The organism is Chryseobacterium sp. 22532, from assembly GCF_052044665.1.
In the GTDB taxonomy this organism is placed as follows: domain Bacteria; phylum Bacteroidota; class Bacteroidia; order Flavobacteriales; family Weeksellaceae; genus Chryseobacterium; species Chryseobacterium lathyri.
Map to the genome: position 1 here is coordinate 321,431 of NZ_JBQENJ010000001.1, position 13,795 is coordinate 335,225.

Consider the following 13,795-nt stretch of genomic DNA (forward strand, 5'->3'; position numbering starts at 1 on the left):
ATTTTAATGGATTATTAATTACAAATCAGCGTTATAAAGGTATTAATTTTTTACAAATGAATGATATTATAAACTTAAATTAACATTAAAAAAGAAGGAAATTTAAAAAATGATTTTGTTTTTTTTCCTGAAATTGGTATCTTGTAAAATCATAAACATAGACAGAAATTAATGCTAGATAAGAAACAACATAATTACGAGAGAGCAGTTTTGGTGGGGGTTATTACCCAAAATCAGGATGAAGATAAGCTAACGGAATATATGGATGAACTTGAGTTTTTAGCCTTCACAGCAGGTGCAACGGTTCAAAAACGTTTTACTCAAAAATTAACTCAACCGGATTCTAAAACCTTTATTGGAAGCGGAAAAGCACAGGAAATAAAAGAATATGTAAAAGAGAACGAGATAGGAACCATTATTTTCGATGATGAATTGTCTCCTTCCCAGCTTAAAAATCTCGAAAGAGAAATAGAGGTGAAAATTCTTGACAGAACCAACCTTATCCTTGATATTTTTGCACAGAGAGCACAGACTTCCTACGCAAGAACACAAGTAGAATTGGCACAATATCAATATCTTCTACCACGTCTGACAAGAATGTGGACTCACCTTGAACGTCAGAAAGGAGGAATCGGGATGAGAGGTCCCGGGGAAACGGAGATTGAAACTGACCGCCGTATCATCCGCGACAGGATTTCCTTGTTAAAAGATAAACTGAAAACCATCGACAGGCAAATGGCTACCCAGCGTAACAACCGCGGAAAGGTGGTACGTGCTGCTTTGGTGGGATATACCAATGTTGGAAAATCTACGCTGATGAATGCGCTTTCCAAATCTGAGGTTTTTGCAGAAAATAAATTGTTTGCAACCTTAGACACAACGGTAAGAAAGGTGGTTATTGGTAATTTACCGTTTTTGCTTACCGATACGGTAGGATTCATCAGAAAGCTTCCTACGCAGCTTGTGGAATCTTTTAAATCTACGCTGGATGAGGTGCGTGAAGCAGATCTGCTTATTCATGTGGTAGATATTTCCCATGAAAGCTTTGAAGATCAGGTAGAATCTGTTAATCAGACGTTAATGGAGATCAATGCCCATCAGAAGCCTATGATCATGGTCTTTAATAAAATTGATGACTTCAGTTACGATAAAAAAGATGAGGATGATCTTACGCCGTCTACAAAAAAGAATGTTTCTCTGGAGGAGTGGAAAAAAACATGGATGGCTAAATCTAAGTATCCGACAGTATTTATTTCTGCGTTGACGAAAGAAAATTTCCCGGAAATGAAGAAAATGATCTACGATGAGGTGATGAAGATCCATATCTCCAGATTCCCATACAATGATTTCCTTTTCGAGTATTTTGACAACGATGAGGAAGAAGAAAACAACGATTAATGAAATATCACTTTTTCCTGTTATTGATTTTCTTTTCTGTTTTTGGTTTCAGCCAGAAATCAGAAATTGATTTGAAAAATATTGAAAAGAATCTTAAAAATCCGGATTCTCCATACAATTATGAAAAGCTGATTTTTAAATACAAAGGATATCCTAAATCCCTGGACAGTATTGAAGCCCAGTATCTTTATTACGGTCGAAATTTCAGGGATGATAAACTTTCATCGAGTGATGAAAGTTTCAAGAGTCTTACAGATGCTTTTAAACAAAGTAATTTCGATGAATGCATCAGGCTGGGCAAAGTCCTCTACGGTAAAGATCCTACCAATCTGGATATACTTCTGGTTCTTCTGAGAGCTTATGATTTCCGGAAAGACGGAAATAATTTTGTACATCATCTGAGCCAGTTCAGGTTGCTTACCGGAGGGATAAAAAATTCCGGTAACGGGACCTCTGAAAAAACAGCCTATTTAGTCAACTCTGTAGGAGATGAATATATCCTGCTTAATATTCTGAATATCGGAAAAGACTATACAAGAGCATCACAGCCGGCCAAAGACGGAACATTTGATATCTGGGAAAAAGACGGGCGCAAGCTCTATATTAAAATACTTTATTCAGACCTTATTAAAAAAAACACTTTAGTGGAGTTATATTATTCATTTTCAGCCTTAATAGTATTAGCATCAATTTTTGCCTATCTCAATTACAGATTTCTGAAGCTTCCCAGCACCATCGGGATTATGGTCATTGCCATCGTAGTTTCTATTTTTCTGGTAATGTTTGGAGAAACAGTGCTTCCGAGAACTTTTGGGCATCTTAATAAGTTAATGAACAGTATAGACTTTACAGAAGTTCTGATGGGCGCAATGCTTAATTTCCTTCTCTTTGCGGGAGGGATCCATATCAATATCAATGATCTCAAGGAGCAGTTCAGGCCGGTCCTGATATTTTCTACGGCCGGAGTGGTTATTTCCACATTTGTAGTAGGGTTCGGAATGTTTTACCTGCTGCCTTTTTTAGGGATTCAGCTTCCGTTTATCTTCTGTCTGCTTTTTGGAGCGCTTATTTCGCCTACCGATCCGGTGGCTGTTTTAAGTATTCTGAAACAGGCCAATGTGTCTAAATCACTGGAAACAAAAGTGGCTGGAGAATCTCTTTTCAATGATGGTATGGCCGTAGTGGTGTTTACAGTCGTTATGCAGCTTGCCATCGGGAAAGAAGTGGATCTGGGTGTTGAAAGTATAGGATTACTTCTGATGAAAGAAGCCGGCGGAGGAATTCTGCTTGGTGTTTTGCTGGGGTGGATCACTTCCAGGCTGATGCGTGAGGTGGACGACTATATTATTTCTGTTCTGGTAACGCTTTCCGTAGTAATGGGAGGTTATCTTGTTGCAAGACAGATGCATATTTCCGGACCTCTGACGATGGTTGCCGCAGGTTTATTCATGGGTAATTTTAATGTAAGGTTCAAAATGAAATCCATTACCCAGGATTACCTCATCAAATTCTGGGAGCTGATCGACGAAATTCTTAATGCTGTTCTATTCCTGTTCATCGGTTTTGAACTACTGATGATCAAGGATTTAAAGCACTTTATGGTTCCTGGCTTACTGGCGATTGCAGTCGTTTTAATTGCCCGTTTCATTTCGATCTGGGTACCTACGAAATTTATGTCCCTGCGAACAAGATTTAGTCCGCAAACGGTAAAAGTTCTCGTCTGGGGAGGAATCCGGGGTGGAGTTTCCATAGCATTAGCCATGTCTATTCCAAAAAGCGAATACAGCGAAATTATATTAAGTATCACTTACTGTGTAGTTGTGTTCTCGATTATCGTTCAGGGACTTACCATTGCAAAAGTAGCCAATCCGAAAGCCATTGCAAAAGAAGAGGAAGCGCAGGGTATTGTGACAGATGAGCATGCTTAATTAATTAAAAACACGAATTGAGATGAATAAATTATTTCAAATTATTTTTATTCTGTGCTTTGGTTTATACTTTTCTCAGGTCAATGTTGAGGAAATTAAAAAGGATGTTACAGAGAACCCTCAGCAATACAATACTTATTTGGAGACCTTCAAAAAGGATCCGGAAAGCCTTACCCAGCAACAGATGAATTTGCTTTATTACGGGAGTCGTTTTATGAGCTCCGGTCATGAAATGTCAGATTATAATAATGATTACAAAAAAATCTGGAAAATTGCAGAAAAGAAACCTTCAAAAAGTAAAGCACAGAAAATCCTGGCTAAAGCCGAGGCTGCCTATGCAAAAGACCCGTTGAATAAAGCGATATTGAGCAATATGGCACATATCTACGATTCTTTAGATGATAAGGCCAGAAATGAACTGGCTGTAACCCAATATAATGCTATAATTAATACCATTAACAGAAGCGGAGACGGAAGTTCAGAAGATTCTCCTATCTGTGTGATCTGGGCTGGCGATGTTATTGCCCAAATTGATAATTTGATTGGCTATGGAACTGCTGCAGATTTTAAACAGAATATGAAGTTTTTGCCGGATGGAAGCATGCTTACTGTTTATTCAATGGGGTCTAAAAAAATATTTGTAAAACTTGTAGGGGGATTTAGATGAAAGGAATAATCAAAGAAATAGAAGAAGCATTAGCTGTTTTGTCTATTCCCGAAAAAGCAGAATTCTTTCCGAAGTTCTTCAAAACAGGAAAAGGAGAATATGGAGAAGGAGACCTGTTTTTAGGCGTGCAAGTTCCGGATCAGAGATCTGTTGCTAAAGAATATTACTCAAAGATAAGCCTGCAGGATCTCAGTGTTCTGTTATCTTCAAAATATCATGAGCACAGGCTAACTGCACTCTTCATGCTGATCTCTAAATTTGAAAAAACAAAGGATAAGACTGTGAAAGAAGAAATTGTCCAGTTTTATCTGGATCATCTTCCGCATGTCAATAACTGGGATCTGGTGGATTCAAGCTGCTACAAAATTTTAGGGAGATATGCTTTTGAAAACGGAAAGGAAGAACTGTTGAGAAATCTTTCGGATTCTGAAGAAATGTGGCATAAGAGAATTGCTGTAGTAGGTACAATGCATTATGTGAAAAAGGGTTCTTTTGAATTGACTAAAGAATTTGTGACCAAAAACCTTAAACATACTCATGACCTGATGCATAAGGCAAACGGATGGTTGCTTAGAGAAATGGGTCAGAAAAATGAAATAGAGCTCATCAGCTTCCTGAATAAGCATTATCAGAAAATGCCGAGAACCTGTCTGAGATATGCCATTGAAAAGTTGGATGAGGAAGTAAGACAGGATTATTTGAAAGGCAGAATTTGAAAAAATGGCTGTTTTCAGTGAAATAACAGAGTCCATAAAGTATTTTCAAACGGAATTAAGTAGTTTTGTGTTTTAAAACTCAATTATGAAAAATTTTCTGAAGCTTTTTTTACTGCTTTTTCCTTTATTATTGCTGACAAGTTGTTTTGATATTTTGGATAAAGTGAATGTCAAAGCCGACGGAACAGGAGAGTATACCATTATTCTGAATGCCAGCAAAAGCAAAACAAGGCTGGCTTCCATTTCTAAAATGGAGACAATTAACGGAAAAAAAGTTCCTAAAAAAGGTGAAATTGAAAATAAAATCAATGAAGCGGCCAGAATTTTTAAAGCAACTCCAGGAATCAGCAATGTAAAAACTTCAATGGATTTTGATAACTACATCATCAAGCTGAGCTGTAATTTTAAAAAGATTGAAAATATCAATGCAGGGCTGGAACAGCTGAAAGCCAAAAATATCCTTGGTAAAATGATTCCTACCCAAATTTACAGTCAGAATCTTCAGAAAAAATTATTGACCAGAAACAAAGTCAATACTTTCAAGGAGGACTATGACAAAATGGGAAAGGCAGATAAAGAAATCTTCAATAATGCCAGATATACCTCTGTAATGCAGTTTGAAAATACCGTAAAATCCCAGACGAACAGCGCATATCTATTGGCTCCGAATAAGAAAGCAGTAAAATTGGAAGCGGATATTTTAGATCTGATCTTTCAAAAAAAACAATTACAAAACACGATATCATTTCAATAAATATTAACACTCAACCATGAAATCTCTATTATTAAAAACACAAATAATCACTTTCGTACTTTTTGGTTTTATGCTCCTTTTTTCGCAAAAAAGCATGAAACTTCCTACTGATGCTGTATTTTATATGGAAATCAACGGGAAACAGCTGAACCAGAAAATCAACTGGCAAAAGCTTAATCCTTTATTACATGAATTAAGCAAAAAAAGTAAAGAAAAATCTTCGTGGAATGATTATTCCAAGACGGGCATTAAATATGATGCTACCCAATATCATTATGCCAGTTTTAATGATTCGATACAGACGTATACCACACATTTTATTGTAGATAACAAAGAAAAGTTCCAGGAATTCATCAATTCTACCAAGAAAAAAGGATTGGAGATCTCAAAGAAAAAGAATTATTCTTATGTGGATGTAGATGATCATATTTTTGTTGCCTGGAATAATGACCGTGCTGTTTTGAGTATGGTAAACTATACCAAACCGTATAAAGATACCTGGTCTTCTAGTATTGTACTAGATAGTGCTGCAACCGCTGCAGACAGTGTGGCTGTTGCTGTGGACAGCGCTTATACCATAGAACCGGAAAAGCCTTTCGATTATAAGGAAGAAATAATAAGTCTGAAACAAGATATTAAATATTTAAAAGACAATATCAGGGAGAATAACAAGGAAATTACCAGAATTCAGAAAGATATCAAGTACCTGGAAAAGAATCACAAATATCCAAAGGAAAACGTAGATACCCAGCATTCTGAAGGGGAAGCCGAAGTGTATCCAAAAGAAGAGGAATATGCAGAAGCTGAAATAGATTCGGCATACCAGAAAGAACTGGATTCTGTGCGTATTGAAAACTTCAAAATTGTAAAGAAAATTGCGGAAGAGCGTTTCGACCAATACTTCAGCTCAAACTTAGAAATTGAAGTTCCGAAAGCCATGCTTACGTTCAGAGATCCTAATTCCGATGCCTATGTTTATACAGATTACGGAAGAATGGTCAATGATGGGGTTTATGGAAAAATGATGGAGCGTTTTAAATTTGGGCAGTTTTTAAGAAATGCATACGATTCAAACTCCTATTACAATTTGTATTTTGACAAAGATAAAGTAAAGCTTGTCAATAATTATCAGCATAAAAATCCGGAAATACAGAAAACCATTTCCTCTGTTTATAAAGGAAAGAAAAACAAAAAGCTGGCAGCACTGATCAACGAAAAAAGCATTGGTTACTATGTGATTAACGTCAACGGAGCCAAGTCTTTCGATATGATGTATGACCTTCTTCAGGACACGGGAGACGGCGAATATAAAAAAGAAATGGAGCTGATGATGGAAACCATGAAAATTGTTCTGGATGAAGAAGCTATCACTAAAATAGCCCCAGGAAACGGAATCTTTGTTCTGAATGAATTAAAGTCCAAAAAAGTAGACTATACCGATTACGAATATGATGATGATTACAATGAAAAAGAAGTAAAGAAAACCAAAGAAGTGGCTGTTCCCAATTTTACCTTTGCTTTTGCAACAGAAAACGAAGGCTATTGGAACCGTGTTTTTAACGTATTGTCCACCAATAAGCATTTGTCTAAGAAATTCTCAAAAACCGGAAATATATACTCTTTTAAGGATGAGAAAGGCGACGGATATATGGATCAGCTGTACTTCGTTGTAAAAGAGGGTATTGTTTATCTTACAAGCTCTACAGAAAATCTTACCCCTCAAGGCCAGTCCGATACCTCAAAGCAATGGGCAAAAGATTCTTCCAAATATCCTTTATCCGGAAGATTGGATGTTCAGAAACTTTTAATTGGTTTGGAAAAAGAATTTAAAACTCCTTCGGAAAGAAAATCATTAGATCTTTTTAGAAAAAATGTGGGTGAAATGTATTATAAAACAGAAGTGAAAGGAGAAAGCGTAGAAACGGAAATAGACTACAATATTAAAAATTCTTCAGAAAACAGCTTAATGTACTTCTTTGACCTGTTCGATGAGATCTTTAAAATGAATGAAGAAGAAAAAAAGCCTCAAATATTATAAATGAAGAAGAAAAGAATTATTGTCCCGTTAACCTTTTTACTCGCTGCTGCGCTCTACTTTGTATTTTTCTATAAAAACAAAACATTAAAATTTGTTCCTGAAAATGCAGATGTCGTTGTTTTGATCGATGTAAAAAGTTTAACAGGACAATATATTTCAAGCTTCATTGCCCATCCCTCAAAATGGAAAGAGAGTAAAAAGAAAGATAAAAAAACGATTTCATTAAAGGATTCAGGAATCAAAACCCCGGATTTTTTGCAGATTTTCCACCTCAAAGGCACCAGATTCTCAGAATGGTACAGTGTGGTTGAATTAAAAGACCCACAAAAATTCTTGACTTATTTAAAGAATCATCAGTTTATCAGCAAAGGAAAAAACGTCTTTCAAAAAGATCAGATTTTTGTAAGAATAGAAGGCGAAAACGGATTCATAGGAAGTTCCGCTTCAGGTTTTGAAAATATTAGCAAGCAGCTTCATTCCTCCGAAAAAAGGACACTGAATGCAGATCAGTTGATCAATAATGCTTTAGGAAGTGTTTCTTTCATTTCAGGAAAAACAATTCAGAATTTTTCCATTGAATTAAAATCCGATGAAATTGAAATAAAAAACACATCGGAAACCGGATCTTTAGCTTCCATTGTGGAAGATCTTCAGAAGAAAAATCATTTTTTAGAGATAGAGCTGGATGGCCGTAATGTGAAGAATTACGCTCGTCTTTTTGATAAAACGATCGCGGATTCTGCCCAAATCAGTTATTTTAAAGCAACTGCTGATCTCGAGCAGGTGAATGATACCATCATCAGCTACGGCTACGACGATAATTTTAATGAAATAGAGAAAAAGACCTTTCAGAAAATTATTCAGCCTAATTATGTGATCAATCTTCAAAGTTCTTCTCCTGAAAGTACATGGACATATTTTCAGCATCAAAAATGGCTCAATGCCCAGGATCAATTCACTGCGATCCCTTTTCAGCCTAATCAGATAGAGAGAAGTGAAGGAGATTTTATCATAAAATCTACCAGAAAACCGATCGTGTTATCCCCAAAGCTCAAAGAAAACTATATCTTCGTCAGAAACAGTCCGATGCTGATCTCTTCATTAAGTATTTTCTCACCAGCAGAAAAAAAAATACTTTCTGATATAGACTATATTTTTTACGGGAATAAAGCAAACGACTATTGGCTGAAAATCAAAGCGAAGAAGGCAGAGCTACCATTAATTTTAAGATGGTAAAGAATCTATAATCCTAAAAAACCGACTGATTATTAATGACTTTATCTGACACTGTATTACTTAAAACATTCACACACTACTTTTTACATTTGATTTTTCCGGTTTTTATAGCCCTTATCTTTTTCCGCAAAAACTGGAAGAAAGCTTATCTTATTATGTTGGCTACCATGCTCGTAGATCTGGACCATATTTTTGCCAATCCTGTTTTTGATCCGTCAAGAAATAGTATAGGTTTTCACATTTTACATTCCTATTATGCTATTGCGGTGTATTTTTTGCTGCTCTTTTTTAAAGGTAATATCAGAATTGTGGGCATAGGTCTTTTATTTCATATGCTGACAGATTTTCTGGATTTTAACCTTTGGATGCACTAAGAGGAAGGAAAGTGGAAGAGAGAGGCTGGAAGTTAAGGAGGTAGTGGTCATCCTTTTTGACCTCAATAACTTCGCGCTTCCAACTTCAGACTTCTTACGTATTAGATTAAAATATGATTAATATTTTCTTTTGATATTTCAAATTTCATAGATTTTTTGTATTTTGTAGACACTTTATGAGATTGAAAGAATTTTTACATTATACGTATATTTTCCCTGTCCTTGCTGTAGGGTATTACTTTTCCGGACTGATGGGAACCGGAATTTTATATGATGTTCTTGCAGGAATCCTGCTTACCGGAAGTGTCTTATCCGCAGTACATCACGCAGAAGTGGTGGCTCATAAAGTAGGAGAACCTTTTGGAACAATTATTCTGGCACTCTGTATCACTATTATTGAAGTTGCGCTCATCATCTCGCTGATGGTCGCCGGTGGAGATCAGGCGATCACGCTGGCCAGAGATACCGTTTTTGCTGCCGTAATGATTATTCTTAACGGAATTCTGGGGATTTGTATCCTTATAGGCGGCGTAAAATATCATGAACAGTTTTTTGCAAGAACTTCAGCTACGACCTATCTGGTAAGTATTGTTTCAATTCTTGTTCTTACCCTTGTCCTTCCCAACTTTACCTCAAGTGTCAACGGACCTTTCTACAACGAAGCACAACTTATTTTTATTTCCATTGCCTGTCTCGTGATCTACGGAATTTTCCTGATGGTACAGACCGTACGCCACAGAAGCTATTTTATTGTTCCTGATGAGCATCCGGAAGAACATTATATTCCGTCGTTGAAAAAGACACTTATAAGCTTTGTTTTTTTGGTAGTTTGTCTGGTAATTGTTGTGTTGATGGCCAAAGGGCTTTCCGGAACCATCGAAGGAATGGTACAAAGTATCGGCGCTCCGAAATCTTTGGTAGGGGTAATTATTGCAGGGGTTGTACTTCTTCCTGAGGGAGTGGCTGCCATACGTGCGGCAAGAAGCAATCAAATACAGTCCAGCTTAAATTTGGCATTAGGATCTGCTTTGGCAAGTATTGGCTTAACAATTCCGGCTGTATCTACCGTTTGTATCGTCTATGACATCCCGTTGGTATTGGGGCTCGATAAAAAGGATATCATCCTGCTGTCCTTATCCGTATTTATTGTAATGCTTTCCTTAAGCCGTGGAAAAACGAATATTCTGTACGGAACTGTTTTATTGGTGAATCTCGCAGCCTATATTTTTACGGTTATCGTCCCATAATCAATTTTCACCACCAAACGCTCTGACTCTCGACCGTGTCACAGTCTCCTGGCGAGTTCCATTTTATAAGCCATCAGCCTGGCGATATTTTCAGATTTGTAAATGGCCATATCTGCATTTTCCCCGGCAAAATTCTCTTCAATGGTCTCTCTCCAAAGCTTCAGCCACTGATCAAAGTGTCTCTGCTCCATAGACTGAATTTCATTGATTGGAAAATGAACAGCCATAGGATTTCCTTTATAGCTCATCTGTCCAAAAAGAATAGACTCCCAGAATGAATACATTTTCGGAAGGTGCTTGTCCCAGTCTACTTTGGCTACATCATTAAAGAAAAAACCAATCGTTTCATCTTTAACGACTTTGGCATAAAATGAATTGACAAGATGCTCAATATCCTCTCTTGATTCCAGTTTTTTCATAGTTCAAATGTACTGCAAAATCAAATTAAAAAATCAATCAGCAGCTTGATAAATTTCATGAAAACAATATTTTATCTTTGCATGGTAAAAGGGGAGAATGGGTAAAAGTGAATTTGCTCATTTACAGTTACCTCAACAAATAAAATAATATATGGCTAGAGGCTTCAGACAGAAAATCCGTCAGAAAAATACTGAAAACAGTGGCTTTGGTAGCAATGCTTCCGGCAGATTCATCAATAAGGACGGGCTTCCGAATGTAAAACGGAGAGGCGTGAATGTATTCAATAGGCTTAGCTGGTATCATACCATGCTGAACCTGTCTACTTTCCGTTTCTTATCCTATCTGGTGATTGCTTATGTCCTGATTAATCTTGTATTTGCAATGATTTATTATCTTATTGGGGTAGAGCATCTTACCGGAATTGATAAAAGCGATCCACTGAACGAGTTCATTGATGTATTTTTCTTCAGCTCGCAGACCTTTACCACAGTAGGGTATGGGAGGATTGCTCCTGTAGGCTTTATGGCAAGCTTGGTGGCTACTTTTGAAGCCTTCCTGGGATTGCTTACCTTTGCTATTGCAACCGGGCTTTTTTACGGAAGATTTTCAAGGCCGAGAGCTTACCTCCGGTTTTCAGATATAGCCGTTATTGCTCCGTTTAAAGAATCAAGGGCTTTAATGTTCAGGCTGGCTCCTTATAAAAATAATGCTCTGACGGATGCTGATGTTATTGTTTCAGCAGCTATTGAAGTGATCGAAGAGGGAACTCCGAAAAGTAATTTTTATTCTTTAAAGACCCATCTGAGCAAGATCAATACTTTGGCGCTGAACTGGACCGTTGTGCATGAGATCAAGGAAGATTCGCCGTTTTACGGGTTTTCTGAAGAAGATTTTAAGAACACGGATATTGAGATCATTGTTCAGGTCCGCGCATTTGATGAAGTCTTTTCCAATACAGTGGTCCAGAGATCTTCCTATGTGTCGGCAGAAATTGTTTACGGAGCAAGATTTACCCTGATGTATTATCCGGACAATAATGATCTTACAACAATATTGGACCTTGATAAAATTAATGACCATCAAAAAGCAGATCTTCCGCCTATAGCAGGAGATAAAGAATAAATGAATTTAGACTTCTATAAAAAGCAGGCTTTACAAAAGCAGAAAGAGCATAAAAAATTTCTGGACGGACTGAAAAAGAAACCGCCCAAGAATCTTGATTATATTGTTCAGGAAACCCATGATGAAGTCTTTGATGAAGTGAATTGCCTTCAGTGCGCTAATTGCTGTAAAACAACCGGACCTTTATATACGGAAAAAGACATAGAGCGTATTTCAAAACATCTGCGAATGAAGCAGGCTGATTTTGAAGCTAAGTTTTTAAAAGTGGATGAAGATAATGATAAGGTACTCCAGAATCTTCCCTGCTTTTTCCTGAATAATGACAATACCTGCTCCATCTATGAAGTAAGGCCCAAAGCCTGCCGGGAATATCCGCACACAGACCGTAAAAAGATCTACCAGATCAATAATTTAATGCTGAAAAACACCGTCATATGTCCGGCTGCATTTGAGTTTGTGGAAAGAATGATGAAGAATATTGCAAAGTAAACCTTCTGTTGTAAAATATCTTAAATAATGATAAAGTACGTTAAATAAGAACTTTACACATAATTTAATAAAAAGAGTGTCGTTTAAGTTAAACAATCATTTAAAATATTACATTATGAAAAAATTAGTTTTAACTGCAGCGTTTACTTTAGTCGGTGTAATCGCAGTATCGGCACAAACACAGACACAACCACAAAAACCAGCCGATACGTCTAATAACCAGACCACTCAGACTCAACAGCAGAACACCCAGACAAGTACTACTACAGACGCTAGTGCTCAACAACAAAATACCACAGCAACGGCTACGGTAGATGCAGCAGCAACTCCGGCTGCCACAGCTGATGCTACGGCAACAGTAAGTGCAGAAACAGCAACAGATGCTACGAAACCTTCAGAAACAACCAAAGCAGAAAGAAAAGCTAAGAAAAAAGCAAAGTCATCTAAGTAGTAATATTGAGCAAAGTAGAAAGGGAATCCTGGGACAAATGTCTCAGGATTTTTTTGTTATCCATTAATTGAAGTAATCAACCCGTATATTATTTACGTATATTTCAGATGTAATTATAGATCCGGATCATTCGGGCCAAGCTGATTTATTCAATGAAAAGATTAAACCCTTCCCTTAAGCATCACTTACTGATAGGAGCTTTCCTGAGTATGTGGCTTTTCATTTTTGCTTTTTTTATCAGACCGTTTGACGACGGAACCATTAGTTTTAAGGTATGGATCATTATTAGTATTGGATTTAGCATCATTGCATTTCTGTGTTATGGGGTTATTGCTTTGCTGCAGAAAAAGGTTTACGGGAAACTGGCAAAATGGAACATTGGGTTTGAATTAATAAGCATTGTTTTTTTTCAATTTCTTTTTTGGATAGGCACATATTGTTTTTATAAGAGCCCTATTTTGAATGGAGGATATGGGTTTATCAAATTTTTAGAGACCATCATTCTTAAATCAGCTTTGATTTCAACGCCCATCATAGTTTTGGCAAGAATATATGTAGTTTCATTAATTCCTGCACAGGATGACACCATCATCATTAGGGGAGACAATAAGCTGGATATTTTAAAAATTAAAAAGGATGAGCTGATTTGTGTTTCCAATGCTCAGAATTATGTTGAGATTTTCTTTGTAGAAGGAAATGAAGTAAAGGTAAAACTCATTCGCAGCACGCTTAAAAAGATTCAGAATGATTTTGATTTTTTGATTCAGATTCATCGTTCACACCTCATCAATCCTTCTCATTTTAAGGCCTGGAAAAATGCGGATACCATTTCGCTTACTCAAATTGAACTTCCTGTCTCTAAAAATTACAGAGAACATTTATTGTCCTTATAATTTCCGTACCTAAAACCGCGTATTTCATCCCTAATCCTTCATATCACCTTGTTGAAAGGTGT

The 13,795-nt window shown here is 36.8% G+C and carries 14 protein-coding genes and 1 pseudogene; 14 read left to right on the forward strand and 1 reads right to left on the reverse strand.

Annotated elements, in window-relative coordinates; translation table 11 throughout:
• The first annotated feature begins 171 nt into the window (after positions 1-171).
• The 10 genes and pseudogenes from hflX (at position 172) to ACTJIV_RS01665 (ending at position 10,358) form a co-directional block, all read left to right on the forward strand.
• Positions 172-1,398 carry a GTPase HflX gene (gene hflX, locus ACTJIV_RS01620; RefSeq protein WP_111954410.1) on the forward strand — a complete coding sequence of 409 codons (1,227 nt, stop codon included), beginning with the start codon at positions 172-174 and terminating at the stop codon, positions 1,396-1,398.
• A pseudogene (locus ACTJIV_RS01625) lies at positions 1,398-1,922 on the forward strand (DUF4919 domain-containing protein); the annotation flags it as partial. The gene hflX and the pseudogene ACTJIV_RS01625, both read left to right, overlap by 1 nt.
• A 120-nt stretch (positions 1,923-2,042) precedes the next feature.
• Entirely contained in the window at positions 2,043-3,326 is a 1,284-nt protein-coding gene (locus ACTJIV_RS01630; protein WP_440625797.1) for a cation:proton antiporter, read from the forward strand.
• Between the two features lie 22 nt (positions 3,327-3,348).
• Positions 3,349-3,993: a DUF4919 domain-containing protein gene (locus ACTJIV_RS01635; RefSeq protein WP_223557995.1), complete on the forward strand. Its 645-nt coding sequence runs from the start codon at positions 3,349-3,351 to the stop codon at positions 3,991-3,993.
• Complete coding sequence (locus ACTJIV_RS01640; RefSeq protein ID WP_440625209.1) at positions 3,990-4,709, forward strand: DNA alkylation repair protein; 720 nt, start codon at positions 3,990-3,992, stop codon at positions 4,707-4,709. The genes ACTJIV_RS01635 and ACTJIV_RS01640 overlap by 4 nt, the downstream gene beginning before the upstream one ends.
• An 85-nt stretch (positions 4,710-4,794) precedes the next feature.
• The gene (locus ACTJIV_RS01645) at positions 4,795-5,463 is read left to right on the forward strand and encodes a hypothetical protein (protein WP_440625211.1); all 669 of its coding nucleotides are present in this window, start codon (positions 4,795-4,797) and stop codon (positions 5,461-5,463) included.
• A gap of 94 nt (positions 5,464-5,557) precedes the next feature.
• Entirely contained in the window at positions 5,558-7,501 is a 1,944-nt protein-coding gene (locus ACTJIV_RS01650; protein ID WP_336377909.1) for a hypothetical protein, read from the forward strand.
• Positions 7,502-8,737 (forward strand): hypothetical protein, encoded by a 1,236-nt coding sequence (locus ACTJIV_RS01655; RefSeq protein ID WP_440625213.1) that lies wholly within the window; start codon positions 7,502-7,504, stop codon positions 8,735-8,737. It abuts the gene before it with no gap.
• A gap of 35 nt (positions 8,738-8,772) precedes the next feature.
• A complete protein-coding gene (locus ACTJIV_RS01660; RefSeq protein WP_440625215.1) occupies positions 8,773-9,111 on the forward strand; it encodes a DUF6122 family protein in 339 nt (112 codons plus the stop codon).
• A 176-nt stretch (positions 9,112-9,287) separates the two neighbouring features.
• Positions 9,288-10,358 (forward strand): calcium:proton antiporter, encoded by a 1,071-nt coding sequence (locus tag ACTJIV_RS01665; protein WP_111954221.1) that lies wholly within the window; start codon positions 9,288-9,290, stop codon positions 10,356-10,358.
• A gap of 38 nt (positions 10,359-10,396) precedes the next feature.
• Here the strand turns inward: ACTJIV_RS01665 and ACTJIV_RS01670 are convergent, their stop codons facing one another.
• A complete protein-coding gene (locus ACTJIV_RS01670) occupies positions 10,397-10,777 on the reverse strand; it encodes a group III truncated hemoglobin (protein ID WP_440625217.1) in 381 nt (126 codons plus the stop codon).
• Between the two features lie 151 nt (positions 10,778-10,928).
• Here ACTJIV_RS01670 and ACTJIV_RS01675 point away from each other — a divergent pair, with 151 nt between their 5' ends.
• The 4 genes from ACTJIV_RS01675 (at position 10,929) to ACTJIV_RS01690 (ending at position 13,733) form a co-directional block, all read left to right on the forward strand.
• Positions 10,929-11,900: an ion channel gene (locus ACTJIV_RS01675; RefSeq protein ID WP_111954225.1), complete on the forward strand. Its 972-nt coding sequence runs from the start codon at positions 10,929-10,931 to the stop codon at positions 11,898-11,900.
• Entirely contained in the window at positions 11,901-12,389 is a 489-nt protein-coding gene (locus ACTJIV_RS01680; protein ID WP_440625220.1) for a YkgJ family cysteine cluster protein, read from the forward strand.
• A gap of 115 nt (positions 12,390-12,504) precedes the next feature.
• Entirely contained in the window at positions 12,505-12,840 is a 336-nt protein-coding gene (locus tag ACTJIV_RS01685; RefSeq protein WP_440625221.1) for a hypothetical protein, read from the forward strand.
• 152 nt (positions 12,841-12,992) lie between these two features.
• Entirely contained in the window at positions 12,993-13,733 is a 741-nt protein-coding gene (locus tag ACTJIV_RS01690; protein ID WP_440625223.1) for a LytTR family transcriptional regulator DNA-binding domain-containing protein, read from the forward strand.
• Positions 13,734-13,795 lie beyond the last annotated feature (62 nt).

Excerpts from the sequence above, each read along its gene's own strand:
- hflX (WP_111954410.1), top strand. The coding sequence starts at position 172 with ATGCTAGATAAGAAACAACATAATTACGAGAGAGCAGTTTTGGTGGGG.
- ACTJIV_RS01635 (WP_223557995.1), top strand. The coding sequence starts at position 3,349 with ATGAATAAATTATTTCAAATTATTTTTATTCTGTGCTTTGGTTTATAC.
- ACTJIV_RS01640 (WP_440625209.1), top strand. The coding sequence starts at position 3,990 with ATGAAAGGAATAATCAAAGAAATAGAAGAAGCATTAGCTGTTTTGTCT.
- ACTJIV_RS01645 (WP_440625211.1), top strand. The coding sequence starts at position 4,795 with ATGAAAAATTTTCTGAAGCTTTTTTTACTGCTTTTTCCTTTATTATTG.
- ACTJIV_RS01650 (WP_336377909.1), top strand. The coding sequence starts at position 5,558 with ATGAAACTTCCTACTGATGCTGTATTTTATATGGAAATCAACGGGAAA.
- ACTJIV_RS01655 (WP_440625213.1), top strand. The coding sequence starts at position 7,502 with ATGAAGAAGAAAAGAATTATTGTCCCGTTAACCTTTTTACTCGCTGCT.
- ACTJIV_RS01660 (WP_440625215.1), top strand. The coding sequence starts at position 8,773 with ATGACTTTATCTGACACTGTATTACTTAAAACATTCACACACTACTTT.
- ACTJIV_RS01665 (WP_111954221.1), top strand. The coding sequence starts at position 9,288 with ATGAGATTGAAAGAATTTTTACATTATACGTATATTTTCCCTGTCCTT.
- ACTJIV_RS01670 (WP_440625217.1), bottom strand. The coding sequence starts at position 10,777 with ATGAAAAAACTGGAATCAAGAGAGGATATTGAGCATCTTGTCAATTCA.
- ACTJIV_RS01675 (WP_111954225.1), top strand. The coding sequence starts at position 10,929 with ATGGCTAGAGGCTTCAGACAGAAAATCCGTCAGAAAAATACTGAAAAC.
- ACTJIV_RS01680 (WP_440625220.1), top strand. The coding sequence starts at position 11,901 with ATGAATTTAGACTTCTATAAAAAGCAGGCTTTACAAAAGCAGAAAGAG.
- ACTJIV_RS01685 (WP_440625221.1), top strand. The coding sequence starts at position 12,505 with ATGAAAAAATTAGTTTTAACTGCAGCGTTTACTTTAGTCGGTGTAATC.
- ACTJIV_RS01690 (WP_440625223.1), top strand. The coding sequence starts at position 12,993 with ATGAAAAGATTAAACCCTTCCCTTAAGCATCACTTACTGATAGGAGCT.